Source organism: Kitasatospora sp. NPDC088783, assembly GCF_044750705.1.
In the GTDB taxonomy this organism is placed as follows: domain Bacteria; phylum Actinomycetota; class Actinomycetes; order Streptomycetales; family Streptomycetaceae; genus Kitasatospora; species Kitasatospora fiedleri.
In genome coordinates this window covers 807,721-834,342 of sequence record NZ_JBIVKJ010000002.1, presented here as the reverse complement: position 1 = coordinate 834,342, position 26,622 = coordinate 807,721, and the positions used below count along the sequence as shown (strand labels likewise).

General features: G+C 75.0%; 29 protein-coding genes. 11 read left to right on the top strand and 18 right to left on the bottom strand.

The window, feature by feature from the left end; genetic code table 11:
- Nucleotides 1-192: 192 nt before the first annotated feature.
- On the bottom strand, nucleotides 193-1,359 hold the full coding sequence (locus ACIP60_RS08050; protein ID WP_400681278.1) for an FAD-dependent monooxygenase: 1,167 nt from the start codon (nucleotides 1,357-1,359) through the stop codon (nucleotides 193-195).
- 254 nt (nucleotides 1,360-1,613) lie between these two features.
- Here ACIP60_RS08050 and ACIP60_RS08045 point away from each other — a divergent pair, with 254 nt between their 5' ends.
- Nucleotides 1,614-2,114 carry a hypothetical protein gene (locus tag ACIP60_RS08045; protein WP_400681275.1) on the top strand — a complete coding sequence of 167 codons (501 nt, stop codon included), beginning with the start codon at nucleotides 1,614-1,616 and terminating at the stop codon, nucleotides 2,112-2,114.
- Between the two features lie 106 nt (nucleotides 2,115-2,220).
- Here the strand turns inward: ACIP60_RS08045 and ACIP60_RS08040 are convergent, their stop codons facing one another.
- The 5 genes from ACIP60_RS08040 to ACIP60_RS08020 form a co-directional block, all read right to left on the bottom strand.
- Nucleotides 2,221-3,684: a cellulose binding domain-containing protein gene (locus ACIP60_RS08040; RefSeq protein WP_400681274.1), complete on the bottom strand. Its 1,464-nt coding sequence runs from the start codon at nucleotides 3,682-3,684 to the stop codon at nucleotides 2,221-2,223.
- A 192-nt stretch (nucleotides 3,685-3,876) separates the two neighbouring features.
- Nucleotides 3,877-5,409 carry a beta-N-acetylhexosaminidase gene (locus ACIP60_RS08035; RefSeq protein ID WP_400681271.1) on the bottom strand — a complete coding sequence of 511 codons (1,533 nt, stop codon included), beginning with the start codon at nucleotides 5,407-5,409 and terminating at the stop codon, nucleotides 3,877-3,879.
- Nucleotides 5,410-5,500: 91 nt separating this feature from the next.
- Nucleotides 5,501-6,343, bottom strand: a complete 843-nt coding sequence (locus ACIP60_RS08030; RefSeq protein ID WP_400681270.1) for a carbohydrate ABC transporter permease — start codon at nucleotides 6,341-6,343, stop codon at nucleotides 5,501-5,503.
- A complete protein-coding gene (locus ACIP60_RS08025; protein WP_400681269.1) occupies nucleotides 6,340-7,254 on the bottom strand; it encodes a carbohydrate ABC transporter permease in 915 nt (304 codons plus the stop codon). The genes ACIP60_RS08030 and ACIP60_RS08025 overlap by 4 nt, the downstream gene beginning before the upstream one ends.
- Nucleotides 7,255-7,325: 71 nt before the next feature.
- On the bottom strand, nucleotides 7,326-8,606 hold the full coding sequence (locus tag ACIP60_RS08020) for an extracellular solute-binding protein (RefSeq protein ID WP_400681268.1): 1,281 nt from the start codon (nucleotides 8,604-8,606) through the stop codon (nucleotides 7,326-7,328).
- Nucleotides 8,607-8,878: 272 nt separating this feature from the next.
- On the opposite strand from ACIP60_RS08020, the gene ACIP60_RS08015 reads away from it, so the two are divergent.
- Nucleotides 8,879-9,727, top strand: a complete 849-nt coding sequence (locus tag ACIP60_RS08015; protein WP_100834439.1) for a GntR family transcriptional regulator — start codon at nucleotides 8,879-8,881, stop codon at nucleotides 9,725-9,727.
- Nucleotides 9,728-9,854: 127 nt separating this feature from the next.
- On the opposite strand, the gene ACIP60_RS08010 is transcribed toward ACIP60_RS08015, so the two are convergent.
- A complete protein-coding gene (locus tag ACIP60_RS08010) occupies nucleotides 9,855-10,523 on the bottom strand; it encodes a hypothetical protein (RefSeq protein ID WP_400681266.1) in 669 nt (222 codons plus the stop codon).
- A 144-nt stretch (nucleotides 10,524-10,667) separates the two neighbouring features.
- On the opposite strand from ACIP60_RS08010, the gene ACIP60_RS08005 reads away from it, so the two are divergent.
- A complete protein-coding gene (locus tag ACIP60_RS08005; RefSeq protein ID WP_400681264.1) occupies nucleotides 10,668-11,951 on the top strand; it encodes an MFS transporter in 1,284 nt (427 codons plus the stop codon).
- A gap of 85 nt (nucleotides 11,952-12,036) precedes the next feature.
- Here ACIP60_RS08005 and ACIP60_RS08000 read toward each other — a convergent pair whose 3' ends face one another.
- From ACIP60_RS08000 to ACIP60_RS07990, 3 genes are all read right to left on the bottom strand, one after another.
- Nucleotides 12,037-12,657, bottom strand: a complete 621-nt coding sequence (locus ACIP60_RS08000) for a cysteine hydrolase family protein (protein ID WP_400681261.1) — start codon at nucleotides 12,655-12,657, stop codon at nucleotides 12,037-12,039.
- 95 nt (nucleotides 12,658-12,752) lie between these two features.
- Entirely contained in the window at nucleotides 12,753-13,763 is a 1,011-nt protein-coding gene (locus ACIP60_RS07995) for a GlxA family transcriptional regulator (RefSeq protein WP_400681259.1), read from the bottom strand.
- Nucleotides 13,764-13,845: 82 nt separating this feature from the next.
- Nucleotides 13,846-14,265 (bottom strand): winged helix-turn-helix transcriptional regulator, encoded by a 420-nt coding sequence (locus ACIP60_RS07990; RefSeq protein ID WP_400681257.1) that lies wholly within the window; start codon nucleotides 14,263-14,265, stop codon nucleotides 13,846-13,848.
- 88 nt (nucleotides 14,266-14,353) lie between these two features.
- Here ACIP60_RS07990 and ACIP60_RS07985 point away from each other — a divergent pair, with 88 nt between their 5' ends.
- Entirely contained in the window at nucleotides 14,354-15,178 is an 825-nt protein-coding gene (locus tag ACIP60_RS07985) for an NAD(P)H-binding protein (protein ID WP_400681254.1), read from the top strand.
- Between the two features lie 376 nt (nucleotides 15,179-15,554).
- Here the strand turns inward: ACIP60_RS07985 and ACIP60_RS07980 are convergent, their stop codons facing one another.
- Nucleotides 15,555-16,352, bottom strand: coding sequence for an MHYT domain-containing protein (locus ACIP60_RS07980; protein WP_400681251.1), 798 nt, complete (start codon nucleotides 16,350-16,352; stop codon nucleotides 15,555-15,557).
- Nucleotides 16,353-16,477: 125 nt separating this feature from the next.
- Between ACIP60_RS07980 and ACIP60_RS07975 the strand changes: the two genes are divergently transcribed.
- Nucleotides 16,478-16,969 carry an NTP pyrophosphohydrolase gene (locus ACIP60_RS07975; protein ID WP_400681248.1) on the top strand — a complete coding sequence of 164 codons (492 nt, stop codon included), beginning with the start codon at nucleotides 16,478-16,480 and terminating at the stop codon, nucleotides 16,967-16,969.
- A 62-nt stretch (nucleotides 16,970-17,031) separates the two neighbouring features.
- Here ACIP60_RS07975 and ACIP60_RS07970 read toward each other — a convergent pair whose 3' ends face one another.
- The gene (locus ACIP60_RS07970; protein ID WP_400681246.1) at nucleotides 17,032-17,355 is read right to left on the bottom strand and encodes a hypothetical protein; all 324 of its coding nucleotides are present in this window, start codon (nucleotides 17,353-17,355) and stop codon (nucleotides 17,032-17,034) included.
- Entirely contained in the window at nucleotides 17,352-17,513 is a 162-nt protein-coding gene (locus ACIP60_RS07965; RefSeq protein WP_159072917.1) for a hypothetical protein, read from the bottom strand. Before ACIP60_RS07965 ends, ACIP60_RS07970 begins: the two co-directional genes overlap by 4 nt.
- Before the next feature lie 269 nt (nucleotides 17,514-17,782).
- Here ACIP60_RS07965 and ACIP60_RS07960 point away from each other — a divergent pair, with 269 nt between their 5' ends.
- Nucleotides 17,783-18,421, top strand: a complete 639-nt coding sequence (locus ACIP60_RS07960; RefSeq protein ID WP_400681244.1) for a gamma carbonic anhydrase family protein — start codon at nucleotides 17,783-17,785, stop codon at nucleotides 18,419-18,421.
- An 87-nt stretch (nucleotides 18,422-18,508) separates the two neighbouring features.
- On the opposite strand, the gene ACIP60_RS07955 is transcribed toward ACIP60_RS07960, so the two are convergent.
- The 3 genes from ACIP60_RS07955 to ACIP60_RS07945 form a co-directional block, all read right to left on the bottom strand.
- Nucleotides 18,509-18,823 carry a hypothetical protein gene (locus ACIP60_RS07955; protein WP_400681241.1) on the bottom strand — a complete coding sequence of 105 codons (315 nt, stop codon included), beginning with the start codon at nucleotides 18,821-18,823 and terminating at the stop codon, nucleotides 18,509-18,511.
- A 122-nt stretch (nucleotides 18,824-18,945) separates the two neighbouring features.
- Nucleotides 18,946-19,428, bottom strand: a complete 483-nt coding sequence (locus tag ACIP60_RS07950) for an SsgA family sporulation/cell division regulator (RefSeq protein WP_400681239.1) — start codon at nucleotides 19,426-19,428, stop codon at nucleotides 18,946-18,948.
- Nucleotides 19,429-19,689: 261 nt separating this feature from the next.
- Nucleotides 19,690-19,977 (bottom strand): hypothetical protein, encoded by a 288-nt coding sequence (locus ACIP60_RS07945; RefSeq protein ID WP_400681237.1) that lies wholly within the window; start codon nucleotides 19,975-19,977, stop codon nucleotides 19,690-19,692.
- Between the two features lie 303 nt (nucleotides 19,978-20,280).
- Between ACIP60_RS07945 and ACIP60_RS07940 the strand changes: the two genes are divergently transcribed.
- Together ACIP60_RS07940 and ACIP60_RS07935 are read left to right on the top strand one after the other, a co-directional pair.
- Entirely contained in the window at nucleotides 20,281-20,724 is a 444-nt protein-coding gene (locus ACIP60_RS07940) for a BlaI/MecI/CopY family transcriptional regulator (protein ID WP_400681236.1), read from the top strand.
- Nucleotides 20,725-20,727: 3 nt separating this feature from the next.
- Complete coding sequence (locus ACIP60_RS07935; RefSeq protein ID WP_400681234.1) at nucleotides 20,728-21,660, top strand: M56 family metallopeptidase; 933 nt, start codon at nucleotides 20,728-20,730, stop codon at nucleotides 21,658-21,660.
- A gap of 99 nt (nucleotides 21,661-21,759) precedes the next feature.
- On the opposite strand, the gene ACIP60_RS07930 is transcribed toward ACIP60_RS07935, so the two are convergent.
- Complete coding sequence (locus tag ACIP60_RS07930) at nucleotides 21,760-23,403, bottom strand: LCP family protein (RefSeq protein WP_400681233.1); 1,644 nt, start codon at nucleotides 23,401-23,403, stop codon at nucleotides 21,760-21,762.
- A complete protein-coding gene (locus ACIP60_RS07925; protein ID WP_400681231.1) occupies nucleotides 23,396-23,758 on the bottom strand; it encodes a DUF6542 domain-containing protein in 363 nt (120 codons plus the stop codon). Before ACIP60_RS07925 ends, ACIP60_RS07930 begins: the two co-directional genes overlap by 8 nt.
- A 636-nt stretch (nucleotides 23,759-24,394) precedes the next feature.
- On the opposite strand from ACIP60_RS07925, the gene ACIP60_RS07920 reads away from it, so the two are divergent.
- From ACIP60_RS07920 to ACIP60_RS07910, 3 genes are all read left to right on the top strand, one after another.
- Nucleotides 24,395-25,087, top strand: coding sequence for a lytic transglycosylase domain-containing protein (locus tag ACIP60_RS07920; protein WP_400681228.1), 693 nt, complete (start codon nucleotides 24,395-24,397; stop codon nucleotides 25,085-25,087).
- Between the two features lie 73 nt (nucleotides 25,088-25,160).
- Entirely contained in the window at nucleotides 25,161-25,739 is a 579-nt protein-coding gene (locus ACIP60_RS07915; protein WP_400681226.1) for an EF-hand domain-containing protein, read from the top strand.
- 113 nt (nucleotides 25,740-25,852) lie between these two features.
- Complete coding sequence (locus ACIP60_RS07910; RefSeq protein ID WP_400681224.1) at nucleotides 25,853-26,596, top strand: VIT family protein; 744 nt, start codon at nucleotides 25,853-25,855, stop codon at nucleotides 26,594-26,596.
- Nucleotides 26,597-26,622: the final 26 nt, after the last annotated feature.

Below are 26,622 nucleotides of genomic sequence, written 5' to 3'. Positions count from 1 at the left end.
ACAAGATCGTCGGCCGCGGTGTCTTCACCCGCCCGGCGGCATCCCCACCAGTCCGTGTACGGGGGGACGTGTCCGATCGGGTGAAGGGGGTCGCAACTGCGCTCGAAGGGCGGGCGCGTGCGTGAGGCGGCCGGTCGTCGCCGCCGGCCGGGGGCGTCCGGGACCGTCCGGGACCGTCCGGGTCCGGAGCCCTCAGCGCAGCGGGGTGTCCCAGTCGAGCAGGCGCAGCAGCGCCTCGTCGGGGCGGCTGTCCGTCGGGCGGCGGGTGTCGCCGGGCGGGCGGGTGTCCTCGGAGGGGCGGGCGGCGGTCAGGCGGGCGCTGGCTGCCGTGTTCTGTTCGGCGCGGGGGCGGCGGTGGTGTTCGTAGCGGGCGAGCGCGGCCTCGGTGGTGGGGGTGTCCCGGAGTGCCTTGGCCAGGACGAGGGCGTCCTCCAGCGCCATCGAGGCGCCCTGTCCGGTGGCCGGGGAGGCGGCGTGCGCGGCGTCGCCGATCAGCACCGCGCGGCGGCTGCGCCAGCGGCCTCCGGGCGGCAGGTGGAGGGCGTCGGTGACCATGAGGTCGTCGCCCGTGGCCGCCACGATGTCCGCGCAGGGGGTGCGGTCGGGGCGCAGCAGCTCCTCCAGCCGGGCGCGCCACTGGGCGGGCGTGGTGCGGTCGCGCTCCTGCGGGCCGAGCGGCGGGCCGGGGACGCGGGCGAACCAGTGGGTGCGGCCGGCGGGCGGGACGAGGTGGCCGAAGGCGGCGGCGCTGCCGCGGACCATGGTGATCAGGCCGGGTGCGGCGGCGGGGCGCGGCGCGGTGTCGCTGTAGCCGTAGAAGACGCGCTGTCCGGCGTACGCGGGGCCGGGGCCGTCCGGGTCGAGCCAGGCCCGCACCGTGGAGTGCAGGCCGTCGGCACCGACCAGCAGGTCTCCGGTGTCCGCGCTGCCGTCGGCGAACCGGGCGGTGACGGCCCGGTCGGTCTCGGTGACGCCGGTGAGCCGGGCGGCGTGCCGCAGCACGATCCCGCGCCGGCGGGCCTCGGCCCGCAGGACGGCGGCGAGTGCGGCCCGGCGCAGGCAGCGGTAGCGGGTGAGCGGCCGGTCGTGCTCGCCGAGCGGTACGGACGCCAGTTCCGTTCCGGTCGCGTCCAGGACGCTCATCCGGGTGACGTCGAACCCGGTGCCGGCCACCGCCCGGGCGGCGTCGAACCCGGCCAGGGCGCGCATGCCGTTGCTGGCCAGGGTCATGAACGCGCCGATGTCCCCGTCGCTGTCGGGGTGCGCCTCGTGGACGACCGGCTGGTGACCGGCCTTGTGCAGGGCCAGTGCGGCCGCCGTTCCGGCGATCCCGCCCCCGACCACCACGATCCGCGCCATGGGCCGCCCCTCACCGTGTCCGCGCCGTCACCGACCGTCCCATCCTCGCAGAGCGGTCCGCGCGGACGGCGCCCCGGCGGGGACGGGAGGGAAGGACGGCCGAGAACCGGCCGCGCGCCCCGTCCGCTCCCGTCCCTCCCGGCTGCTCCCGTCCCTTGCTTCCCTTCCGTCCCTTCCGTCCGGGTCGGAGGATTCCGCGCGGGCTCCCTGGGCAACCGCTCGGCACGACAGGACGCGAGAGACGGACAACGCCCATGGCCGAGGTACCGAGCAGCCACCGCATGCTCACCATCTACCTGAACAACCACCTGGCCGGCGCCGAGGCCGGCACCCGGCGGGCCCGCCGGATCGCCGACGCCCACCCCGGCCCGGACCGGGGGGAGGCGCTGCGGCAGTTGGCCGCGGACATCGCCTGCGACACGGCGTCGCTGCGCCGGGTGATGCGGGAACTCGGCGTCCGCGAACGCCGCCCGTACGCCTGGCTGGGACGCGCCGGCGAACTGGCGGGCCTGGTCAAACCGAACGGCGCCGTGCTGCGCCGCTCCCCGCTGACCGACCTGGTCGAGCTGGAGGCCCTCCGGCTGGGCGTCCTGGGCAAGCGCCAGCTCTGGGCCGTGCTGGCCGACCGGTTCGGCGCCGACTCCCGCGTCGACCGGTCCCGGCTCGACGAACTCGCCGAGCGGGCCGACCGGCAGGCCCAGCTGCTGGAGGAGCTCCGGCTGCGCGCCGCCGGGGTGCTGACCACCCGGGCGTGACCGCGACGGCCCCGGCGGCGGGCCGCCCCGGGCGTTCCGGCGCGCGCGGGCGCCCCGCCCCCTGCCGAGCGGCGTGGCGGGGGCGGGGCGCCTGGTGCGGGCGGGGTCAGCTGCCGGGGACGGTGTCCTTGAACGCGGTGCCGGCCGTGCGGAGCGCGGCGACGTTCGTGGCGACCTGGGCGGGGCTGAGCACCTGGTCCTTGACGAAGTACACGTAGTCGACCTGCTGGTCGTACGAGCGCGGGGTGGTGGAGTACTGGCCCGCGAGGTCGATCAGCCAGTGGTTGAAGTCGATGAACTGCGGGGTCTCGGGCAGGTAGGGCTCGCCGTGGGTGGCGACGACCTGGCCGTCGATGTAGTAGGTGACGTTGCTGTTGTCGATGGTGAACTGCAGCAGGTGCCAGCCGTCGAAGGACTGGCGCTGCTCGCCGTGGGTGTTGACGGCGTTCCACGGGTCCGGGTTGTAGGTCTCCCAGGTGGTCTCGTACATGATGTTGCTCTGCTCGCCCCAGCCGCCGTTGGGCAGGTACTCGAAGTCCTGCTCGCTGTAGTTGGGGTCCATCGGGGCGTTGAGCGGGGTGAAGGCGAAGAAGGTCTGGTTGATGTGGTCGCCGTCGGGGCCGCTGTTGGGGGCGTCGGCGAACTTGACCCGGGCCGCGTAGGTGCCGTTCTTGAACTTGCGCGCGGTGGTCTGGATCTCGGTCTCCTTGGTGCCGGAGGCCGTGCCGTCGGTGGTCAGGCGCAGGTTGAGCACCTTGCTGCCGCCGACGGTGGGGAAGGTGACGTCGGCCGGGGACCAGGTGGCGCCGGAGACGCCGGGGCCGCCCTGGCCGGACTTGACGGTCCAGCCGTGCTGCTGGACGGCCGCGTCGGCGCTGGTGTTGTAGGAGAAGTCGTCGAACAGGACGGGCGCGTTCGGGTCGACCGGCGGGGTGGAGGTGGAGCCGGACGGCGACGGCGAGGGGGAGGAGCTCGGCGACGGGGAGGGGTTGTTGCCCGCGGGGGCGGTGCCCCAGATCAGCGCGCCGTCCTCCTGGAGGGTGACCTTCTGCCAGTCGACGTAGCTGGTCTGGGTGCCGCTGAAGGAGTAGTCGTCGGACTGGGTGAGGGTCTGCCAGTCGGAGCGGTAGAAGCGCAGCTGCATGTCGCCGGTGGACTGGCCGGGGGCGAGCGAGCCGGCGCCGGCGGTGAAGCCGATCTCCAGGTAGCGGTCGGCGGTGGCGGTGGGGTTGGCCAGGGTGCCGAAGGTGCCGGTGATGTTGCCGCAGCCCTTGACCGCCCAGGAGCAGGCGAAGCGGTAGCTGACCGACGGGCCGTCGGACTTGAAGTAGTAGCGCAGGGTGATCCGGTTGAGCGCGACGGTGCTGCTGCCGGTGTTGGTGACCTGGAGCCAGGGCTCGGTCTGGTCGGCGGTCGCGCCGGAGGCGCTGGTGCGGTACTGCACGCTGAACTTGTCGGCGGCGGACGCCGGGGCGACGGTCAGCGCGGTGGCGGCCAGGCCGGCCGCGGCGATCGCGGCGGCCGTGGCGAGCCGGGCGCGCCGGCTGGTCGTGCGGGGACGTGCGGACACGGTGGTTCCTTCCGTGGGGGGAGGGTGCCCCGCGGTGCGGCGGGGCGGTGGACGTTCCGGCGGTGCACGTGCGGGGTGCGGCCGCGGAGGTGGTCCGCGTGCTGCGGGCGGCTGCTGACGGTGGGTCGGCGGCCGGGTCTGTGGGGGCGCGCGCGGCGGGGCGCGCGCCCGGGTCACGCGTCCTGGGCGCGCTCAGGTGGTGAGCAGTTCGCGTTCGGCGTGGTGGATGCCGAGGGCGGCCAGGCGGGGGCGGTGCGCGGCGAGGGCGGGCAGGAAGTCCCGGGTGTAGTCGCTGTCGGGGTTCCAGGCCCGGTCGGCGATGGCGCACAGCCGGGGGTAGGCGAGGTAGTCGAAGTGCTCGGCGGTGGTGACGAACTCGCTCCACAGCTGGGCCTGGGTGCCGAGCACCCGGGCCCGTTCGGCCTCGTCCCAGTGCGCGGGGGCGGCCTGGTGGGCGTGCGCGGTGGGCAGGTCGACGACGTACTCGGCTTGGCCGAGCGGTTCGTCGGGGCGGTCGGACTGCGGGTAGTCGAGGTAGGTGGCGCGGTGCGGGGCCATCACGATGTCGTGGCCGCGGCGGGCGGCGTCCCGGCCGTGCTCGGCGTCCCGCCAGGGCATCACGGTGAACTCGACCGGCAGGGTGGCGCCGTCCGTCTCGGCCCAGCAGATCGGGACGCGGCCGGCGGCCAGCAGGTGCCGGCCGACCTCGCCGAGGAACCAGCCGCGCAGGTGGGCGGGGGCGGCGAGGCCGAGTTCGGCGGCCCGGCGGCGGGCGGCGGGGCTGGTCTCCCACTCGACGGTGGGGCACTCGTCCCCGCCGAGGTGGACGTAGCGGGAGGGGAACAGCTCCGTGGCCTCGTCCAATACGGCGCGGCAGAAGGCGAGCGCCTCGTCGTGCACGCCGAGCACGGTCTCGCACACGCCCCACTCGGTCCACACGTCGAGCTGCCGCTCGGGGTGGTTGCCCAGGTGCGGGTAGGCGGCGAGGGCGGCCCGGGTGTGGCCGGGCATGTCGATCTCGGGGACGACGGTGACGCCGCGTTCGGCGGCGTACGCCACCAGGTGCCGCAGTTCGGCCTTGGTGTACGAGCCCTGGTGCGGGAGCGCGTCGTACCTGGTGGAGCCGGCGTGGCCGACCATGCTGCGCTCGCGGCGGGCGCCGATCTCGGTGAGCCGGGGGTAGGCGTCGACGGGCAGCCGCCAGCCCTGGTCGTCGGTCAGGTGCAGGTGCAGGACGTTGAGCTTGTGCAGGGCGATCCGGTCGACGGCGGTGAGCAGCCGGTCGAGGGGCTGGAAGTGCCGGGCGGTGTCGATCATGAACCCCCGCCAGGCGTGCCGGGGCCGGTCGGTGATCCGGACGGCGGGCAGGCTCCACTCGACGCCGGCCACCGGCTGCGCCGAGAGCGCCTCGGGCGGCAGCAGTTGGCGCAGCGTCTGCACCGCGTGCCGCAGGCCGGCGGGCCGGGCCGCGAGCAGCGTCACCTGGAACGGGTCCACCGTCAGCCGGTAGCCCTCCTCCCCCAGCTCCCGGTCGTCGGGGGCGAGGACGAGCGCGACGGTGCCTTCCGCCCCGGGGGCCAGCGGCAGGCCGGTCGCGGGGCGCAGCAGGGTGCGCAGCAGGTCGGCGGCGGCGGCGGCTTCGCCGTCGGCGCGCACGGTGGTCCGTTCGGTCAGGGTGAACCGTCCGGCGGCGGGGACGAGTTCGACCGGGGTCGGCAGGATCACGGGGTGGTCTTCTTCCGGGGGTAGGGAGGCTGGCGGGCTCTGCGGACGGTGCGGGCAGGGGCCGGAGCCCGGCGGGCGGGGGCGGTGGGGGTCAGCCCTTGACCGCGCCGGCGGTCATGCCGGTGGTGACCTTGTTCTGCAGGAAGAGGAAGACGATCAGGACGGGGAGCATGAACAGGCTCGCGGCGGCCATGGTGGCGCCCCAGTCGGTGCCGAAGACGTTGGCGAAGGAGGAGAGCCAGACCGGGAGGGTGCGGGCGTCCTGGTTCTTGATGATCAGGGTGTTGGCGAAGGCGAACTCGTTCCAGGCGGTGATGAACCCGAACAGCGAGGTGGACAGGAGGCCGGGGGCGAGCAGCGGGAGGGTGATCCGCCGGAAGGCCTGCGGCCGGGTGCAGCCGTCGACCTGGGCGGCCTCCTCCAGCTCGGCGGGGACGGCGGCGAGGAAGCCGCGCAGGGTGACGATGGTGAAGGGCAGGGTGGTCATGAAGTAGACCAGGGTGAGCATGCTGAGGCTGTCGAGCATGTCGGTGTCGCGGGCGATCACGTACATCGGGATCAGCAGCGCCTCCCAGGGCGCCATCTGCGCGGTGAACACCAGCAGCAGGAACGCCCGGCGGCCGCTCCAGCGCAGTCGGCCGACGGCGTACGCGGCGAGCAGGGCGACGATCAGGGAGAGCAGGACGGCGCTGAGGGTGACGTACAGGCTGTTGCGCCAGTAGCCGCCGAAGCCGGGAGCGTGGATCGCGGTGGAGAAGTGCTCGAGGGTGGGGTGCAGCGGGAGGAAGGCGGGGGTGGCGGCCTGGATCTCGGCGGTGGGCTTGAAGGCGGTGACCACCATCCAGTAGACCGGGAAGGCGGCGGTGGCGAGGACGGCGAGCGCGGCGAGGTTGAGCGGCAGCCGGCGCAGTCGGCGGGGGGCGAGGAGCTTCACGCCTCGGCTCCTTCCTGGCGGTGCATCCGCCGGAGGGTGGTGACGAGCGCGGCGAGCAGGATCAGCACGGTGAGCGTGGAGGCCGCGGAGCCGAGGTCGTACTTGTGCAGGTTCTGGGCGATCTGGAAGGCGTAGACGGGCAGGGTGGTGGTGGCGCCGTTGGGACCGCCCTGGCTGACCACCCATATCTGGGCGAAGCACTTGAAGGTCCAGATCACCTCCAGCGAGGTGACCAGGGCGAACAGCGGCCGCAGCACGGGGACGGTGACCAGGCGGAAGGTCTGCCAGGCGCTCGCGCCGTCGATCCGGGCGGATTCGTAGAGCTCGGCGGGGATGGTGGTGAGTCCGCCGTACAGGGTGAGCGCGGCGAACGGGACGGACTGCCAGACCACCAGCAGCACCAGGACGGTGAAGGTGGCACCGGAGTGGGCGAACCAGGCGTAGTCGCGGTAGCCGTGCAGCCCCAACTGGTCAAGTGCCCAGTTGACCACTCCGAAACGGGACTGGAAGAGCCACTGGAACACGGTGGTGGCGGCGATCACCGGGGTGGCCCAGACCAGCACCAGGGCGCTCATCACGGCCAGCCGCATCCGCCGGCCGAGCCGGACCAGCATCAGCGCGACGAGCGTGCCGAGGCCGGTGATCAGCGCGGTGTTGAGCGCGGTCCAGCCGAGGGTGCGGAGGGTGACGGTCCAGAACTTGGAGTCGGAGAGCAGCTCGGTGTAGTTGTCGAACCCGACGAACGGGGCTCCGCCGCGGATCAGTTGGGCCAGCCGGAAGTGCTGGAAGGAGATCACCAGGTTCCGGGCGATGGGGTAGAGCAGTAGGTACGCCGCGCCCACCAGGGTCGGGGCGATGAGCAGGTAGGGCCGGATCCTGGTGCGGAGCGGCGGTGACGCGTTGGTGGGCACGGCGGGGTGTACTCCTGTTCGACGGTGGTGCGGACCCGGGGGGCCGGCGGGGGCGTGGGGGCCCGGCCGGGTCACTTGCCGCTGAGCGCCTTGGTGATGGCCTCGCTGGCGGTCTTGCCCGCGGCGGCCGGGTCGGCGCCGGTGAGGACCTGGGTCATGTACTGCTTGATCGGGTTGTCGGCCTCGACGGCGGCCCACTCGGGCGAGTTGGGGGTGGCGTGGCCGCTGACCGCGCCGGCGGCCATCGCGGCGGCGCCCTCGTTCCCGCTGAGCACGGAGGCCAGGGTGGTCCGGTTGGGGACGTAGTTCATCTGCTTGGCGATCTCGGTCTGCCACTTGTCGCCGGCCAGCGCCTTGACCACCTCGTAGGCGGCCTGCTGGTGGTGGGAGGACTCCGGGACGATCAGGTCGGAGCCGCCGGTGAACACCGCGCCGGGCTTGTCGGCGCTCTTGCCGGGGATCGGGAAGAAGCCGAGCTTGTCCTTGAGCGCGGGGTTGGCCTTGATGATCGCGTTGGCGCCACCGGGGGTGGAGATCAACTGCGCGGTGTGGCCCTGGGCGAACACCTCGGCCTGCGGCGGCTTGGCCTCGTCGGCGTCCTTGGGGCCCTTGCCGAGCGCCTGGAGCTGCTGGTAGAAGCCGATCGCGGCCTTGGCCTGCGGGGTGTCCAGGGCGCCCTTCCACTTGCCGTCGGAGCCCTTGGCGGCGAGGTCGCCGCCCTCGTCCCAGAGGAAGCCGGCCAGCACGTACCAGGTCTGGCCGGTCAGGTAGATGCCCTCGTTGCCGCCGGTGTTGAGCTTCTGGGTGTCGGCGATCCACTCCTCGCGGGTCTTGGGCGGGGTGGTGATGCCGGCCTGCTGGAACAGGTCCTTGTTGTAGATGACCACGCGGTTGGCGGCGTACCACGGGATGCCGTACTGCTTGCCGTCGATCTTGCCCGGGTCGGCGAGGCCGGGGATCCAGTCGGAGCCGTTGAGCTCGGCGGTCCTGTCGCTGAGGTCGTGCACGCCGCCGCTGGCCGCGTACTGGGCGACCTGGGTGTTGCCGACCTCGATCACGTCCGGGGCGTCGTTGCTGGCCAGCGCACTGGTGACCTTCTGGCCGATGCCGTCCCACTCCTGGATCTGCACCTTCAGGGTGGTGCCGGGGTGCGAGGACTCGAAGTCGGCCTTGAAGTCCTTCAGGAAGGTGTCGGTGACGCTGTCCTTCATGATCCAGACCGTCAGCTCGGCCGGTCCGGCCGATTCCTGGGAGCCCGAACCGGAGCCGGAGGAACAGGCGGTCAGGGTGGCCGCACCGAGCAGCAGGGCGATCGCGGAGCGCAGGACGGTCGGAAGTGCGGTGGATCTCACGGTGGGTGCCGCCTCAAGGTGACTGGGGATGCGTGTGGGGGTGGTTCCAAGGAGACCGACTTTTTACCAGTAGAGTGAACTGGTCCGGTCGGTGGTAAGAGAAGGTGGCACAGCCGGTGCAGCCCGTCAAGGCCCCCCGCACCCGCCCCGACCGGCCTCCCACCTGCAAAGGAACCTTCCAGTTCGGGGGTTCCGAGGGCGGGGCGAGCACTGGTAAGGTCCGCGAACTGGTCTGGTATGGTCTGACCAGTTCGGAGCGAAGGGATGGCACGATGGCGACGGATTCGTCCGGCGGGGCGGGATTGAAACGCGATCAGGTCCGGGAGTACCTGCGCGAACTGGTCGAGTCACTGACCCCGGGCGACCCGGTCCCCTCCGAGCGGGCGCTCTGCGCCCAGCTCGGCGTCTCCCGCCCGACGCTGCGCGCCGGGGTGGACGAACTGGTGGCCGCGGGCCTGCTGGTGCGCGAGCACGGGCGCGGCACGTTCGTCGCCCCCGCCAAGATCGTCCAGGAGCTGACCCCGTCCGTCGGCGGCGACCCGTCCTTCAACGTGCCGAGGGCGTCCGGCAGTTGGACCAGTCAGGTGCTGGAGTTCACCCCGCTGCCGGCCGGTGCGGCGATCGGCCGCAAGCTGCGGCTGTCCCCCGCCGCGCCGATCCTGCACCTCGTGCTGCTCCGGCTGGTCGACGGCGAGCCGATGGCCATCGAGCACCTGCACATCCCGGCCGACCTGCTGCCCGACCTGGCCCCCGCCGAGCTGGAGCACGGCGACCTCTACCAGCTCCTGGCCGCCCGCGGCGCCCACGTCCACGAGGCCGTCCAGGCCATCGAGCCCACCGTGGTCAACGACCGCGAGGCCCGCCTGCTGACCATCCCCGCCCTCTCCCCCGCCCTGCGCTTCGAGCGGCTCACCAGCGACGCCACCGGCCGCCCCGTCGAGTACACCCACTCGCTCTACCGCGGCGACCGCTACCGCATCGTCTCCCGCATCTCGCTCGCCGACCCCACCCCCGCCACCCCCGGCGACTCCCGCCACCACCCGGGCATCCCGCCGAACGACCTGACCACCCGCGGCACCGGCCCCACCGTCACCACCGGGGACATCCAGCCGCTGCTCTGACCCGGCCGGGAGCGGCGGCGCGGGCCCAGCGATGCGGGCCCAGCGGCGCGGAACGGGCTTAGCGGCGCGGGCCCAGTCGTGCGGGCCCAGTCGCGCGGGCGCGGGGCGGTCAGTCGCGCGGGGCGGTTCAGTCGCGCGGGGCGCTGTACCAGCGCCACCCGGTGGGCCGTTCGCGGCCCGGCAGGTCGCCCCGGCCGGTGGCCCACAGCAGGGTCGGCCAGGGGTCGGTGCCGGTCGGGGCCGCCGGGAAGAGCCGGGCCAGCACCCGGGCGCTGATCCCGGCGGGCGCCGTCCAGTCCAGGCCCAGACCGAGCGCCAAGTCCTCGGCGTGGACGAAGAGTTCGACCAGCCCCATGGCGGCGCTGCCCTCCGCGTCCGCCGTCCCGAAGCCGTGGAAGGCGCGGTCCTGCGGGCGGGCCGTGCGGACCATCGCCACCAGCAGCGCCCCGCACGCCTCCAGCACCTGGACCAGGCCCCGCGGCCCGGCCGCCCGCTGGGCGAAGACCACGCTGGTGGGCTTGCCCGGCGCCTCCTGCCGGTAGGCGAACGGCACGAACCCGTCCGCGGGGGGCGACTGCGGCCCGAGCTGGGCGGCGTAGGCGAACAGGTCGTCCGCCAGGTGCTCCGCGGTCTCCCAGCAGCTCCACTCCAGCGTTCCGGCGGGCCGGTCCCAGTCGGCCGCCGCCGCGTCCGGCCCGCTCAGCAGGGCGACGACCAGCCGGACGCCCTCGGCGAGGTCCTCCGCCGTCACCGGGCCGACGCCGACGGGGTGTTGCGCGCGTACATGATCAACCATGGGCCGAGCGTACCCGTCGGCGGCGCCGGCTCCGCCCCCTCATCGACACTACCTCTCGACATCAAGTCTCTTGATATCAAGAGACTTCTCGGGCAGAGTGCTCTCCGTACGGACGGACCACCCTCACACCGGACGGGGAGCACCATGGGCGAGCGGACGCGCGGCGACGGGCTGCTGGAGCAGTTGCGGCGGCCACCGGGCGGACGGGACGGGCGGGCGATGCTGCTGACGCTGTTCGTCGACCGCACCGGCACCGGCGTCTGGGCGGCGGCCTGCGTGCTGTACTTCACCGAGGTCGGGCGGCTGACGGCCGCGCAGGTCGGGCTGCTGCTGGGCGTCTCCTCGGTGGCGGGCATCGCGGGGACGCCGCTGGCCGGACGGCTGGCCGCCTCCTGGGGGGTGCGGCGGGTGCTGATCGGCTGCCACCTGCTGCGGGCGGCGGCGCTGATGGCGGTGCTGTTCTGCGCCGCGTTCACCCCGCTGCTGCTGGTGGTGGCGCTGGCCACGCTCGGCGACCGGGCGGCCCGCGCGATGGAGATGCTGTACGCCACCGAGGTCGCGGGCGAGCGCCGCTCGGCCTACCGGGCGCTGTCGCGCACCTCGATGAACGCCGGGTACGCGGCGGGTGCCGGCCTGGCCGCGCTCGGCCTGGCGGTGGGCACCCCGGCCGCGTACCGGGTGCTGGTGATCGCCGACGTGGCCTCCTTCCTGGTCGCCGCCGCCCTGGTGGCCACCCTCCGGGAGCCGGGCCGGGCCGCCGCGACCGCCGCCACGGCCGCCGCCACGGACGGTCCGACGGCGACGGTGGGCGGGGCCGCCGCCCCGGCTCCCCGGCCCAACCCCTGGCGGGACGCCGGGTACCTGCGCTTCGTCGCCCTGGACGCGATGCTCACCATCGACGACGCGATCCTCAACGTGGGCCTGCCGCTCTGGCTGATCCACTCCACCCGCGCCCCGCACGCGCTGGTCCCGGCCTTCCTGGCGATCAACACCGTGGTCGTGGTGCTGGCCCAACTCCGGGTCTCCGCCCTGGTCAGCACGGCTCGCCAGGCGGTCCGGGTGGTCCCGCTGTACGGGTTCGCCGTCCTGGGCTGCTGCGCCGCCGCCGCCCTGGCCCACCGGACGGGACCGCTGCCCGCCTCGGCCCTGCTGCTGCTCGCGGCGGTGCTGGTGACGCTGGCCGAACTGATCCGCTCGGTGGTCTCCTGGGAGCTGTCGGTGGCCCTGGCCCCGGAACGGGCCCGCCCCGAGTACCTGGGGGTGGCGGGCATGGCCCACTCCACCGAGAAGGCCGCGGGCCCGCTCCTGCTCACCGGCGCGGTCCTGGCCACCGGCCCCCTGGGCTGGCTGACCCTGGGCGCGGCCACCACCGCGGCGGCCTACGCCCAACGCCGCTACGGCGCCATCCGGTTGGCCCTCACGCCGTGAGACCGGCGACCGCCCCGGGCCTCACCGCGCGAAGCCGGCGCCGGCCGCGGGCCCGCCCCCGCGAGGCCCACGGCCGTCCCGGGCTTCACCCCACGAGATCGGCGACCGTCGCGGCCACCGTCCCGTACAGGTCTCCGACGGTGGCCAGCGCGGCGGCGTGCAGTTGGGCCGCCGGTACCACCCGCCCGTCCGGCCCCGGCAGGGACCGGGTCGCGCACGCCTCGGCGACCACCGTCGGCCGCCACCCGCCGCGGAAGGCGCCCTGCGCGGTGAAGGCCACGCACATGTGCGTCATGAAGCCGGCCAGCACCAGGTCGCGGCGCGGCCCGTACCCGTCCAACTCCTGGAGCACCTCGGCCAGTTCGGTCCCGTGGAAGGAGTCCGGGAAGGTCTTGACCACCACCCGCTCGCCCTCCGCCGGGGCGACCGGCGCGCTGATCGCCCCGATCTCGGCCCGGATGTCGTACGGCGTGCCCGGCCCGCCGTCGTTGACCACGTGCACCACCGGCGCGCCGGCCTCCCGGGCCGCCACCAGCAGGCGCGCCCCGGCGGCGAGGGCGGGTTCGGCGCCCTCCAGCGCCATCACGCCCTCCCGGTAGGTGTTCTGGTAGTCGATCAGGACCAACACCGAATCGGCGAGGCGCGGCAGCGCGTCGTCCAGTCCGATCACCGTGCGCAGCGTCGCGGACGCATTTTCCATGCTCATGTCACTCACCCTGTTCTGTCGGACCCGTGGTCGGACCTGTGGTCGGACCCGCGGTCGGATTCTTCGGTCGGATTCTTCGGTCGGGAAGAGGGGGCTCAGGCCCCGTCCACGCCCCGGGTCGCGCCGGGTTCCACCCGGAAGCGCCTGCGGTAGGCGGCCGGCGTGGTGCCCAGGCGGCGGCGGACCGTGCGGTGCAGGGTCTCGACGGAGCCGAGGCCGCTCGCGGCGGCGACCTGTTCGAGCGGCTGGTCGGTGCTCTCCAGCAGCCGCCGGGCGGCCTCCAGTCGCGCGGCCTCGACGTACGCCGCCGGTGTCGTCCCGGTCTCCTGCCGGAAGACCCGGGCGAAGTGGCGCTCGCTCAGGCACATCCGGGCGGCCAGCGCCCGGGCGGAGAGGTCGCCGTCCGGGTGGTCGGCGATGTGCAGGCGCAGTTCGTCGATGTCCCGGCGGGAGGTGGGCGGGCTGCTGAGCGGGACGGAGAACTGGCTCTGTCCGCCCTGCCGCTTGAGGTACATCACCAACTGCCGGGCGACGGCCATGGCGAGCTCCTCGCCGTGGTCCTCGGCGACGAGGGCCAGCGCGAGGTCCATGCAGGCGCTGATCCCGGCGCCGGTCCAGATCGCTCCGGAGCGGACGAAGATCGGGTCCGGGTCGACCGTCACCTCCGGGTGGTCGGCGGCGAGTTGGGCCGCCGTCGACCAGTGCGTGGTGGCGCGCCGCCCGTCCAGCAGCCCGGCGGCGGCGAGCAGGTGCGCGCCGACGCAGACCGAGGCGACCCGCCGGGCGGACGGGGCGGTCCGGCGCACCCAGGCGACCACCTCGGGGTCGATCCGGGCCCGGGGCCCGTCGGGGCCCGGTCGGACCGCGCCGGGCACCAGCAGGGTGTCCAGCCGGCCGTCGACCTGGTCGAACGTCAGGTCGACGGCCAGCCGGACGCCGGCCGAGGTGCGCACCAGCCCCTGCTCCGGACCGGCCAGTTCCACCCGGTAGCCGGCCCGGCCGCCGCTCTCCCGCTCGGCCAGTGCGAACACCTCGGCCGGGCCGGTGACGTCGAGCAGGTCGACGTCGGGGAAGACCGCGATCACGACGCGGCGGTTGCTGGGCATGCCCCCATCCTCGACCGCCCGGCCCGGTGTCCGCAATGACACCGTTCTGTCGGATCCGGCCATCCCCCCGGCACCGGCCGCCTCAGCGGATGTCGTGGTCCGGGTGGGCCAGGTCGTACGCGTGGCGGGCCTCGGCGATGGCGGCGCGGTGGTCGAGCGACCAGTCGGCGAGCGCCTTGACCAGGTGGGTCAGCCCGGCCCCGGTGTCGGTCAGGCGGTAGTCGACCTGGGCCGGAACGGTCGGGTAGACGGTGCGCCGCACGAGGCCGTCGCGTTCGAGCCGGCGCACGGTGAGGGTGAGCATGCGCTGGGAGATGCCCTCGACGGCGCGCTGCAGTTCGCGGAACCTCCGCGGCCCGCCCGCCAGTTCGACGATCACCAGCACCGACCACTTGTCGCCGATCCGGTCCAGCACGTCGCGGATGCCGCAGTCGGGGTGGTCGTGGCGTCCGCAGGGGTCGAGGTCGGCGGGGGTGGTTACCCCGGTGTGCGTGAGTGACACGGGACTGCCTCCTTGTGGCGGGTCGGCGGTGCGGCCGAGGATCAAGCGTAGTTACCGAAGAGAACCACGACGGAAGGCTGGGACGGACATGATCCTGGTGACGGGAGCGAACGGGAACCTCGGCGCGGCCACCCTGGCGGCGCTGCGCGCCCGCGGCGTCGCCGCGACGGGCGGCAGCCGCTCACCGGGCCCGGGGGCCCGGCGGCTCGACTTCGACGACCCCGCGGGCCTGGACCTCACCGGGGTGTCGACCCTGGTGCTGGTCTCCGCCGGCTACGCCGAGGACGACCGGGTGGTCGCCCGGCACGCGGCGGTCCTGGGCGCGGCCGTCCGCGACGGCGTCCGCCACGTCGTCTACACCAGCCTGACCACGGCCGGCGACCACCTCGGCTTCGCGCTCGCGCACCGCGCCACCGAGCGCCTCGTCCGGGAGAGCGGGCTGGCGTGGACGATCCTGCGCAACGGCCTGTACGCCGAACTCTTCGGCGGCCTGCTGCGCTGGTCCGGGGACGGCGTGGAGTCCGCGTTCGGGGACGGCGCACTGGCCGCGGTCGCGCGGGCGGACCTCGCCGAGGTCGCGGCACTGGTCGCGGCGGACCCGGCGGCGCACCGCGGACGCGTCCACGACCTGGTCGGCACGCCGGTCACGGCGGGTCGGGTCGCCGACCGGCTCGGGGTGCCGCACCGCACCATCGGCCTGGGCGAGTACCGGCGCAGGCTGCTGGAGGAGACGCCGGGGCTGCTGCCCTTCCAGCCCCCGATGCTCGTCTCGATCGCCACCGGCGTCCGGCACGGCTTCCTGGACGGCACCGACCCCACCCTGACCGACCTCCTCGGCCGCCCGGCCCTCGACCCCCTGACCGTGGCCGCGACCGCCGCCTCCGCCACCCGCCCGGTGGCGGGCGTCCGGTAGCGGGCGTCCGGTAGCGGCGCCGAGCGGTCGGGGCCGTCAGATCCGTCAGATCCGTCAGGTCCTGGAAGGCCGCGTTACCGCCTGCTGCACCTCGGTCGTCACCGCGAGCCCCTCGCGGCGGCAGGCGTCCGGGACCGTCACCGCGCCCCGGGCCCGGCACGGCCGGGTGCACCCGGCCGTGCCGACGGCACACCCGTTGGTCGATGGCCTTCGCGCACCCGCGACCTGATCCCTTCCGAGCGGCACGATCGGCACGCCCAGCACGCCCGGCACGGCGGCTGACCACCCGTCGGGGGCTCCGCCGTACGGCGCGGGGCCCCGGTGCGGGCGTGTCGCCGTCCGCGTCCGGGGCCCCGCGCCGTGTCGGGTGCGGCCGTCAGTGGCGCTCCTGTCCGAACAGGTCGACCCGGATCGGTTCGACGGCCGGGGTCCGGCCGTCCTCCGGGTCCTGCGGGGAGAGCGCGATCGCGATGCCCGCGACGGCGAGGACGACCATGATGCCGACGGCCAGCGGGAGGACGAACTGCGAGGCGGGCGTGCCGTCGCCGATCGGGCGGCCGTCGAGGGTGACGGTGACGGCGGCCATCGCGGTGTAGTGCATGGCGACCACCGCGACGCCGGCGATCAGGGCGGCGCCGAGCGCCGAGGGCAGGCCCTTGACGTTCAGTGTCATCCACAGCGCCGCGGTGGCCGCGGCGACGGCGATGGCCACCGAGGCGGCCACCAGCGGGACGGCGTAGGAGACCTCGCCCTCGACCTGCATCGCGGCCATGCCGAGGTAGTGCATGCCCGCGACGCCGCCGCCGGTCAGGACGCCGCCGGCCAGCAGGGTGCCGGTGCCCTTGCCGCGGTAGCCGACGAAGCCGATGCCCAGGCCGACCACGACGACCGCCACCAGCAGGCTGAGCACGGTGAGCGGGATGTCGTAGACCAGGGTGGAGGAGTCGACCATGAAGCCGAGCATCGCGATGAAGTGCATGGACCAGATGCCGCACCCGAAGGCCCCGGCGGCCAGCGCCAGCCAGCCGAAGCGCCGGTTCGGGCGCAGCGTCATGGCCCGTGCGGTGCAGCGCAGTCCGATCGCGGCTCCGACGCAGGCGATCAGGTAGGCCACGACCGGGTTCACCCACCCGTACTGGAAACCGTCGAGGTGGGCCGTGGTGCCGTGGTGCATGAAGGGTCCGATCGGGAACGACTGCGGGTGCGGGTTTTGCCTCCGAGACAATACCGTCCGGTAGGGATTGGTCCGTACCAACACCCCGCCATCCGTCCCGTCCGGACGTGGCAGGCTTGGTGTCCATGGAGCAGCCCGCCGGAACATCCCGCGTCCCGCACCCGCCCGTGCCGCCGCCGCTGCTGGTGGTGGACGGCGCGAACGTCGTCGGCTCCGTGCCGGACGGGTGGTGGCGGGACCGGCGGGGCGCGGCCGAGCGGCTGCGCGACGCGCTGGTGCCGGTGGCGGCGGCCGGGGTGCCGGGCGTGCCGGGCCCGTTGGCGGTGGTCCTGGTGGTGGAGGGCGCGGCGCGCGGCGTCGACGGGGTGCCGGAGGTGCGGGTGGTGTCGGCCCCGGGCAGCGGGGACGACCGGATCGTGGAGCTGGTCGCCGCCGAGTCCGCCGCCGCGCCGGGCCGCCGCCTGCTGGTGGTGACGGCCGACCGCGAGCTGCGCGGACGGGTCGCCGCACTGGGCGCGGAGCCGCTGGGCCCGCGCACGGTGCGCGGCAGCGGCAGCGGCAACGACGGCGGCAGGAACGGCGGCCGGGACCGGACGGACGGTGCCCGCGACGACTGACACCGCGCCAGGAACTTTGCCTCAGAGGCAGGGTGAGCCGCTGTCGAGGAGGTGACGGGACCTCAGGCCAGTCTGGTCCGGGTGGCGGCCGGGCGGGTGCGGCCGCGGGAGCTGACGGCGGGTCGGGTGGGGCGGCGGTCCGGCTTGGCGGGCCGTCCGTCGGCGGCCGGGGCGGGACGGGCGGCGAGCGCGGCCTTGAGCGCGCGGACGGCCAACAGGACGGCGACGGCGGCGAGTTCGGCGGGTTCGACGGTGCCCCGGGCGGCGGCGGCGCGCTGGCAGGCCGAGCACCAGACGGAGCTGGCCCGGCCGCCGTCGGGGTAGTCCAGGCCGAGCGGCACCAGGTAGTGGCAGCCGCAGTCCTGACAGACGAAGAGCAGCCTCATCGCTGCACCACCCCCGAGCCGCCGCACACCGAGCACGGCGACCAGTACCTGCGCTGCACCGGTCGCTGTCCCCCGCGCGGGTCGGTCTCCACCGAGTGCTCCGTCTTCTCCGTTCCGCGCGCCCCGCCGCAGCCGGGGCAGGTCTGCTGCTCAGCCATCGGTCACCTCCAGACCACAGACCGTAGCGCGCCGATCCCGTCCGCGACAGCGGTTCGCCACCGGACCACCCCCAAGCTTTGTCCGTACGCCTGACCGCCGCCCGGCACCTGCGTCCGCCTCCGGCCCAGGGGGCGCAGGTCGCCGCCGGGGGGCGCGGGCAGCGGGGAACACGCGCCGGGCGGGTGTCGGGGCGCGCCGCGGGCGGTGGCGCGCGCCGGGTCCGATTCCCGTCGGCAGGGCGGGCCCGCGGTGCGCGATGATCACGGCCATGACCACGAACCCCCCGGGCATCCGGATCGAGCACCGCGGCGCCGTCCCGCAGGTCCACCCCACCGCCTACGTCGCGCCGACGGCCACCCTGGTCGGCGACGTCCGGATCGGCCCGCGCGCCCGGGTGATGTACGGGGCGGTGCTGGACGCGGAGGGCTCCCGGATCGAGGTCGGCGAGGCGGCGGTGGTGTGCGAGAACGCGGTGCTGCGCGCCTCCGCCGTCGCCGCCGACCGGCCGGTCCTGCTCGGCGACCACGTCTTCGTCGGCCCGCACGCCACCCTGCTGGGCTGCACCGTGCGGCGGGCCTGCTACCTGGCGAGTTCGGTGCACGTGCTCCAGGGGGCCGTGGTGGGCACCGGCTCGGTGGTCGCGGTCGCGGCCCTGGTGCACGCCCGCACGGTGCTGCCCGAGGAGTACTTCGTCCCGCCGTACACCATGGCCGTCGGCGACCCGGTGCGGCTGCTGGCCCCGGGCGACCCCGAGGTGCCGCAGGTGCTCGGACGGCTCGGCTTCGCGGCCACGGCCTTCGGGGTCGACGCCTCCTGGACCGACCGCGTCGCCCGGCACGAGCGGATGGCCGAGGTCCGCGCGGCGGAGTTCGCGGCGCACCTGGACGACCGCCCCGCGACCGGCTGACCGGCCGACCCGCCGACCCCGCGTCCCGCCCGCCCCACCCGCCCCACCTGGGCCGGACGGGCCGGACGGGTCAGGACGCCGGACGGGTCAGGACGCCGGACGGCCGCGCGCCGGACGCGGCCAGTCCGCGGGGGACGCCTCGACGTCGTTGCCGCGCACCCAGACCGTGGAGACCCCGAGCATCCGGCGCATCACCGCGAAGCCGCCCTCCCAGCCGCCGGGCAGCCGCAGCCGGCCGGAGCGGACGGTCCCGGCGCTGAACCGGGTGTCCCCGCTCTCCAGCATGCCGGTCCAGCCGGGCAGGCCCACGTCCGGGACGTTGCCGGTCAGTTCGGCCTGGACCGGGATCTCCAGTCCGTCGGCCAGTAGCAGGGCGGGGCCCCGGTACACGGGTGAGGTCATGCCTAGAGGGTGCGGGAGGCCCCCGGAACCGCGCAAATCCCGCAATCCGGACGGAGTGGACCCGGCGGAGCCTCTCGGCGAACGGAACACCCCGCGCCACCCGCCCAGGTCGGCACAGCGGCTCACCCGCCGTCCCCGTCGTCGTCCTCCCCCAGCAGCCGCTCGACCAGCCCGTCGAGGTCGACGTGCTCCTGTTCGCAGCCGACCGGGACGACGCACTCGGTGCGCCGCAGGAAGTCGCGCAGGGTCCGGGCGGGCAGGCGGAGCAGGGCGTCGACCTCCTCGCCGTGCAGGGTGAGCAGGAGGTGTCCGCGGTCGGGGCCGTGGCCGGGCGCGACGGACATGTCGCCGAGGCCGGCGGGGCGGGTCAGGCCGGCCAGCAGGACGTCGCGGGAGAGCAACCAGGTGACGGGGTCGGGCAGGTCGACGTGGCTGTCCAGGTGGACGGTGTAGGGCTCGTCGGCGCCGTAGCGCAGCCGGGCGACGACCGGGACGTGGAGTTCGGGCGCGACGACCACCTCCAGGACGAGGTGCCGGACGACCCGGACGGCGCTGTCGCGCTGCGGCGGGACCTGCGGGTCCCCGTGCGCCTCGCCGGGGTTCACCGGGCCCCACCGCCCCGGGTCCGGAACCGCCGAGAACCGCAGAGCCGCCGAGAACCGGAGAGTCGCCGAGAACCACGGAACCACCGAGAACCGCGGAACCACCGAGCACCGCGGAGCCGCCGGGGGCTGCGGAGAAACGATTCTTCACTTACTGAGCAGCGACCCGCTGCGCGCCGCAGCGCCTCTCGAACGTGCACGCCAGGACAACGACGCCGGGCGCGTTCGGTGACACCCCGGTCGTTCCGCCCCCGAACGGACCCGCTACGCCCGGGCGAGCCGGCGGGCCAGCTCCTCCAGGTAGGCGTCCCCGTACGCGTCGGCCAGGTCGTCCAGGTCGATCATCGGGGGGATGTCGATGACGGGCTGACGCTCGATCAGGAACGCCACCGTCTCGTGCACGATCCGCCGCTCGTCGCCGTCGGCGAGGCCCGGCCGCTCCAGCACCGCGTCGGTGACCCGGACCCGCGTGGCGGCCTCGACCGGGCCGTCCTCGACCCGGACCAGGTACTCGCGGTCGCCCAGGGGCTCCACCCGGATGTCAACTGCCATGGCGCGGGCCGTCCTTCCGTCAGTGCTCAGCCGTGCGGCGGTGCCGACGCCGCGTCACCTGCCGGTTCCGCCGACGGGGCACCCACCGTTCCCCACCTTACGGCCTGCCCGCCGACGGCCCGCGCATGCCCGCGCCCCGGTGGCACCCGGTATCGCCGCACGTCGGCCGGGCGTCCGTCGGGCGTCCGCCGGGCGCTTGACGAACTCTTTACCCGACGCCCGGCGCGGCCGGGCCCGCCCCTAGGATGGGAGGACGAACTGTCCGAGTCGGGCGCGGGCGGCCGTGCCGGAGGGAGTCTCCCCATGGAGTTGGCGGGCGTCGACCCGGAACAGGGCGGGGGCGACGAGAGCGGGCGTCCGCGCCGTCGCGGGCAGGGCGAGCTGGCGACCGAGGTGCTGTCGGTGCTGCACCGGGCGCCGGGGCCGGTGACGGCGTCCTGGGTGCAGGAGCAGCTGGGCGGCGAGCTGGCGTACACCACCGTGATGACCATCCTGTCGCGGCTGCTGGCCAAGCAGGCGGTGGTGCGCAGCCGGGCGGGCCGGGCGTACGTGTGGTCGGCGGTGGCGGACGCGGCGGGGCTGACGGCCCGCCGGATGCGCCGGATGCTGGACACCGAACCGGACCGGGACGCGGTGCTGGCCTCGTTCGTGACGGCGCTGACGCCCGAGGACGAGCAGCTGCTGCGGTCGCTGCTGAACGCGGCGGAGCCCTCCCCGGGTGCCGGGGGCCGGGACGACGGGCGCTGAGCGATGGGCTCCTTCGTCTTCCTCCCGCTGGTGCTGCCGCTGACCTCGCTGCCGATCGCCCGGCTGGCCGAGCACCACCTGCACCCGCGCCACGCGGTGCGGCTGCTGTCCTGGATCGGCGTGACGATGGCGGTGTGCAGCACCCTGGCGCTGGGCCTGCTGTTCGTGGTGGGCACCGCGCAGATCCCGGGCAACCCGCTGCCGGACAGCTGGTCGGACCCGGAGATCCGCACGGCGGTGCCGTTCCACGAGGCGGTGGGCACGGCGGCGGTGGCGGGCTTGGTGACGGTGCTGACGGCGTGCTCCCGCTCGCTCCGCCGCCACCTGCGCATCCGGGCCCGGGCGCAGCGGGTGCTGGCCCCGATGCCGCCGGACTCCGACCTGGTGGTGCTGCCCGACGACGAGCCGTACGCGTACGCGGTGCCGGGCGCGCCGGGCCGGGTGGTGGTGTCGACGGCGATGATGGACAGCCTGGACGCGGACGAGCAGCGGGCGCTGCTGGCGCACGAGCGCTCGCACCTGGCGAACCGGCACCACCACTACCTGCTGGCGGCGCAGTTGGCGAGCTGCGTGAACCCGTTCCTGCGCCCGTTGCAGAAGGCGGTCGGGTACGCGACGGAGCGCTGGGCGGACGAGGAGGCCGCGGGTTCGGTGGGCGACCGGCGGCTGACCGCCCGGGCGGTGGCCCGGGCCGCCCTGGTCACCCGGGGCGCGGGCCCGGCCCCGTCCTTCGCGGCCTTCGCGGCGCCGGGCCCCGTGCCGCGCCGGGTCACCGCGCTGCTGAGCCCCGCGCTGGGCGAGTCCTGGCCGGCGCCGGCCTCCCCGGCGGGCCTGGCCGCGATGGTGGCCGCCGCGGGCACCGCGGTCTCGGCGGTCTCGGCCCTGAACGCGGCCGTGGCGCTGGTCCTGCTGGTCAAGGCCGCCACCCCCTGGTGACGGCGCACCGCCGACACACCGCCGACGCCCCGCCGCCACCGCCGACGCCCCTCGGACCTCCCGGTCCGGGGGGCGTTCCCGTCGTCCCCCGCGGCGGGTTCAGTCGACGCAGGGGACGCCGCCGGCCTTCACCGGCGGGCCCTGCATCTGGAGGGCGGGGGCGACGGCGGGGTCGGTGCTGTCACCGGTCGCACCGGTTCCGGTGGTTCCGGTGGTTCCGGCGGGGTCGGGGGCGGCGCGGTCGGCGCCGAGGACGACCTGGACCCGGCCGGGGGCGAGGGCGGTGGAGGCGGTGGCGGTGACGCCGTAGCGGGCGGCGATCCGCTGCCCGGCGTCCTGCGCACCGGTGCCGTACCTGACGGTGGTGGTGCGCGGGTGGCTGTCGGCGGTGCCGACCTTCCCGGCCCGGTAGCCGAGGGCGGCGAGCGCCTTGGACTCGTCGGCCGCCGCCCCGGCCACCGAGGACCCGTTGAGCACGTCGACGGTGGTCTCGGCGGCGGACGCCCCGGTCGGCGCCAAACTCGGACTCGGACTCGGGCTCGGACTCGGACCCGGCGCGGTGGCGGCGCTGGTGGCCGGAGTGAGCGCCGGGTCGGCGTCGAGCGGCTGTCCGAACAGCTGCTTGACGATCCGCCGGAGCTTCACCGGGTCGACCTGGTTGACCTCCTGGCCGCCGACGGTGGCGAACTTGTCGATCGGCAGGGTGTTGAACTCGACGTTGCCGCCGGTCAGGTTGGGCGCCTGCTGGACGAAGTCGAGCAGGCGCCACTGATCGTCGATCACCACGTCCTTCTTGACCACGTTCAGCAGGTCCTGCATCTTGCCGAGGTCCCCGATCACGCCCTGCTGCTTGAGCTTGTACTCGACGGAGGCGATGAACGCCTGCTGCCGGTGGGTGCGGTCGAGGTCGCCGTTGGTGAGGTTGTGCCGCTGCCGGACGAAGGACAGCGCGTCGGCGGCGTTCACCTGGCTGACCCCGGCCGGGAGTTTCAGCCCGGTGCCGCCGCCGGGCCTGACCACGTTGCCCTTGCTGTCGGTGACCCGGGAGACGATCGGGTCGTCGACGGCCTTGTTCAGGCAGACCGGGATCGGTTCGAGCGCCTTGGCGATGTCGTAGAAGCCGATCAGGTTGACCTCGGCGAAGTGGTCGATCGGGATGTCGAGCAGCTTCTGCACGGTCTGGATGGTGGCGGAGCGCCCGGCCTCCCGGCTCTGCTGCTCCAGGTCGGCGCCCTTGAGCCCCTTGGCGCGCAGCTTCTGCTCGGCGGCGTCCTTGGCGTAGCCGTAGGCCTCCTTGACCTTGTGCATCCTGCCCTCGGTCCCGTCGGCGTTGTACGTCTGCACCCAGTCGTCGCGCGGGACGGACACCGCCTGGGCCTTCCCGCTGGGCGGGATGTGCAGCACGATCAGCGAGTTGGTGTTGTAGCCGCCGATCTCGCTGGAGCCGGCGTGCAGTTCGTCCTGGACGAACTCCTTGGGCAGGTCGGTGCCGTCCATGTTCTTCCGGCTGTCGAGGCCGATCAGCAGGATGTTGACGGAGGCGTCGAGGTGCTCGGGGGCGTTCTTCCTGGCCTGGTCGAGGGCGTGCGAGCGGCTGACGCCGTTGAGCTGGTCGGTGGTGTACCAGGCGAAGCCGCTGACGCCCAGGACGGCCAGCGAGAGGGCGCAGGCGGCGGTCCGGCCGGCGATCAGCCCGGGGGCGGGGCGGCGGCCGAGCCGGCGCGGGCCGCGTCGTTCAGCCACGGCGGGGCCTCCGGGCGCGGAGCGTGCGCACGCCGACGGCCAGCAGGGCGGCGGCGAGCGCGGCCAGCATCCACGGGAACTGGCCGCTGACCAGTTTCAGGCCCTCGGTGCCCAGCCCGGCGCCCCGGTACTTGTCGCCGCGCGCCAGGCAGTCGACCCCGCCGGCGACGGCCAGCGTCACCACGGGGGCGCCGCTGACCACCCACCACCAGCCGGCCCGGCTGCTGACCAGCGCGGCCAGAGCGGCGCCCAGGACGGCGCAGGCCGCGTAGACCGGGCCCAGGCCGGGGGTGAGCAGTTCGTCGGCGAGCGCGCCGAGCACCGGCAGGCCGAGGGCGGGCAGGACGGCGGGCATCCGGTTCGACCCGGCGGCGGCCCCGTTGCGGGCGCCCTCCCGGCGGGCCGGAGGACGACGGCGCGGGGCGCTCCCGTCCGGCGCGGGCGCGCCGGCTGCCGGTCCGCCGCGCTCCGGTCCGCCGCGCTCCGGGCCCCCGCGCCCCGGGCCCCCGCGCCCCGGGCCGGCCGGTCCGGGGGTGCGCCGCCGCTCCCGGTGCGGGGTGCGCTGGGACGGGACGGGGTGGTCGGCCGTCTCCCGCTGGCCGGTCCGTCCGCGCGGCCCGCCCTGTTCGCCCGGCTCGTCCCGCCACAGCGGTGCGTCTCCGCGCGTGCCCGTCGGCCTTCGCCCCGTCATCGACACCTCTCGTCCTCCGCCGCGCCGCGCCTGCGGCGTCCGACCGTTCCGGGCTGACAGACGCGTGGCGCGGCCCCCCGGTTCCTCTACACGGCTGTAGAGGTTCGAGCGAAGCATACAAATCCGCTCCGGGTACGTAAGCTCGCCACAGGTCGCCACCCGGCACCGGGCGACATCCGACAGAACGCGACAACCCGGCGACAGGACACGGCCACCGGGCGTCCTCGGACCCGGCGGCCGGGACCGCGGGGGCGACAGCGGCGGCGGAGAGCGGCGGAAAACGACAGAAGGAGTCCTCCGGTGGCGGAACGCGGCGCGAAGTGGCCGTGGGTGGCGGTGGCCCTGGCCGTGCTGGGGATCTGGCTGTACGAGCGCGGCGGCGACCACACCCCGCCGCCCGACGCCGCCCCGTCCGCCCGCGCCACCGCCCCGGCCTCCTCCGGCGCGCCGTCCGGGTCGCCCGCGCCGTCCGGGTCCGCCTCCCCCACCGCGCGGGGCCCGGAGGACTACGCGCCGCCGCGGTTCGCGCCCGAGGTCGAGAAGTACGCGGCCGAGGCCGGGGTGAACCCGCAGCTGGTGATGGCGGTCCTGTTCAACGAGGCGTACAAGCCGCACGGGCCGGAGGTCGAGCGGGCCTGGCAGAAGATGAAGCCGGACGCCTCCTTCGGCATCGCCAACATGCACCGGGCGGCCTACGACGAGACCCGCCGCAACCGCCCGTTCGCCGACCGCCCGTGGGAGGACCTGCCGGACGACCCGGCGCTGGCCGTCCGCGCCGCCGCCTGGCACCTGCACGACCTGGGCGCCCAGCTGCCCGCCCACTGGTCCGGCTCCTACACCCGCGACGAGCTGATGGCCCTCGGCTACAACACCGGCGCCGGGAACATGCTCGCCTTCGCCCGCGGCGTCAACCCGGGCGCCGAGGCCCGCTCCTACCTGGACCGCCTGCACGACAACTGGGCCGAGTCCGCCGACGCCCTCGCCGCGCACTGACGGCCGGTCGGAACCGGGCGGCGGCACCCGGTATGCTGACGCTCCGTCAACCGCCGCCCACCGGAGGGTCACTGTGTCAGACGACCTGCTCATCGCCAAGATCAGCCACGGGTTCGACCACCTCGACGCCGACGGGGACGGGCGGCTCACCGAGCGCGACCACGTCCTGATGGGCCAGTCGGTGGCCCGCTCGCTGGGGCACCCGGCCGGGTCGCCCGAGGAGCAGCGGATCGTCGGGGCGTACGTGGCGATCTGGCGGGAACTGCACCTGCCGCACCTGGCGGCGGGCGCGGTGGCGATGGGACGGGCCGACTTCCTGGCCTCCACCGCCTCGCTGGCCGACGACCCGGAGGCCGCCGAGGCGGTCCTCGGGGCGCTCGGCCGGGCCTTCCTCGCGGTGGCGGACGCGGACGGCAACGGCGTGGTCGACGCGGACGAGTTCTTCGCCTTCCAGCACGGCCACTTCCCGCAGCTGCGGCGCAGCGACGCCGACACCGCCTTCGCGCACCTGGACCGCGACGGCGACGGCGCGCTGTCCGCCGAGGAGTTCGTGACCGCGATCATCGAGTACTGGACCAGCCGCGACCCGGACGCCCCGGGCAACTGGTGGACCGGCAGCCCGCAGGGCGACCCGGACCTCACTACGCTCTGACACCCCGCCGCGCGGAACCACCCGCCCGCGGCCCCACCGCGGCGGCGCGCTTCCCGGCGCCCCGCCGGACGGGGCTACGGGGCGCGGCGCCGTCCGGCGGGCACACTGGCGGCATGACCGCTTCCCGCGCCCAGGGCACGCCGCCCGACCCGCCACCGGACCACGACGAGGCGCACCACGGCGCGCTGGGCGGGCGGCTGAACTGGCTGCGCGCAGCGGTGCTCGGCGCCAACGACGGCGTGGTGTCGACGGCGGGCCTGGTGGTGGGCGTCGCGGGGGCGAACTCCTCGTCCCACGAGCTGCTGACGGCCGGTCTGGCCGGGCTGCTGGCGGGCTCGCTCTCGATGGCGGCGGGCGAGTACGTGTCGGTGAGCACCCAGCGGGACGCCGAGCAGGCGGCCCTGGCGATGGAGCGCCGGGAGCTGCGGCTGACCCCGGAGGCGGAGCTGGCCGAGCTGGCGGGCATGTACGAGGCGAAGGGCCTCGATTCGGAGCTGGCCCGGCAGGTGGCCGCGCAGCTGACCGCGCACGATGCGCTGGCCGCTCACGCGGAGACCGAACTGGGCATCGATCCGGACGAGTTGACCAACCCGTGGCACGCCGCGTGGGCGTCCTTCGCGGCGTTCACGGTGGGGGCGCTGCTGCCGCTGCTGGCGATCGTGCTGCCGCCGCAGTCCGCGCGGGTGTGGGTCACGGTGGTGGCGGTGCTGGCGGCGCTGGTGGTGACGGGCTGGTCGAGCGCCCGGCTCGGCGGGGCGGACCCGCGCCGGGCGGTGCTGCGCAACGTGCTGGGCGGCGGCCTCGCGATGGGCGTGACGTACGTGGTGGGGGTGCTGATGGGCGCGGCGGGGGACTGAGCCGGGGACACGGGCGTGCGCACGCG

Coding starts and splice junctions, on each gene's coding strand:
- ACIP60_RS07985 (WP_400681254.1), top strand. CDS start 14,354: ATGATCCTGGTGACGGGAGCGAACGGGAACCTCGGCGCGGCCACCCTG.
- ACIP60_RS07910 (WP_400681224.1), top strand. CDS start 25,853: ATGACCGCTTCCCGCGCCCAGGGCACGCCGCCCGACCCGCCACCGGAC.
- ACIP60_RS07935 (WP_400681234.1), top strand. CDS start 20,728: ATGGGCTCCTTCGTCTTCCTCCCGCTGGTGCTGCCGCTGACCTCGCTG.
- ACIP60_RS08010 (WP_400681266.1), bottom strand. CDS start 10,523: ATGGTTGATCATGTACGCGCGCAACACCCCGTCGGCGTCGGCCCGGTG.
- ACIP60_RS08015 (WP_100834439.1), top strand. CDS start 8,879: ATGGCGACGGATTCGTCCGGCGGGGCGGGATTGAAACGCGATCAGGTC.
- ACIP60_RS08000 (WP_400681261.1), bottom strand. CDS start 12,657: ATGAGCATGGAAAATGCGTCCGCGACGCTGCGCACGGTGATCGGACTG.
- ACIP60_RS07975 (WP_400681248.1), top strand. CDS start 16,478: ATGGAGCAGCCCGCCGGAACATCCCGCGTCCCGCACCCGCCCGTGCCG.
- ACIP60_RS08045 (WP_400681275.1), top strand. CDS start 1,614: ATGGCCGAGGTACCGAGCAGCCACCGCATGCTCACCATCTACCTGAAC.
- ACIP60_RS07995 (WP_400681259.1), bottom strand. CDS start 13,763: ATGCCCAGCAACCGCCGCGTCGTGATCGCGGTCTTCCCCGACGTCGAC.
- ACIP60_RS07945 (WP_400681237.1), bottom strand. CDS start 19,977: ATGGCAGTTGACATCCGGGTGGAGCCCCTGGGCGACCGCGAGTACCTG.
- ACIP60_RS07955 (WP_400681241.1), bottom strand. CDS start 18,823: ATGACCTCACCCGTGTACCGGGGCCCCGCCCTGCTACTGGCCGACGGA.
- ACIP60_RS07965 (WP_159072917.1), bottom strand. CDS start 17,513: ATGGCTGAGCAGCAGACCTGCCCCGGCTGCGGCGGGGCGCGCGGAACG.
- ACIP60_RS07940 (WP_400681236.1), top strand. CDS start 20,281: ATGGAGTTGGCGGGCGTCGACCCGGAACAGGGCGGGGGCGACGAGAGC.
- ACIP60_RS07960 (WP_400681244.1), top strand. CDS start 17,783: ATGACCACGAACCCCCCGGGCATCCGGATCGAGCACCGCGGCGCCGTC.
- ACIP60_RS07925 (WP_400681231.1), bottom strand. CDS start 23,758: ATGCCCGCCGTCCTGCCCGCCCTCGGCCTGCCGGTGCTCGGCGCGCTC.
- ACIP60_RS08005 (WP_400681264.1), top strand. CDS start 10,668: ATGGGCGAGCGGACGCGCGGCGACGGGCTGCTGGAGCAGTTGCGGCGG.
- ACIP60_RS07970 (WP_400681246.1), bottom strand. CDS start 17,355: ATGAGGCTGCTCTTCGTCTGTCAGGACTGCGGCTGCCACTACCTGGTG.
- ACIP60_RS08050 (WP_400681278.1), bottom strand. CDS start 1,359: ATGGCGCGGATCGTGGTGGTCGGGGGCGGGATCGCCGGAACGGCGGCC.
- ACIP60_RS07980 (WP_400681251.1), bottom strand. CDS start 16,352: ATGCACCACGGCACCACGGCCCACCTCGACGGTTTCCAGTACGGGTGG.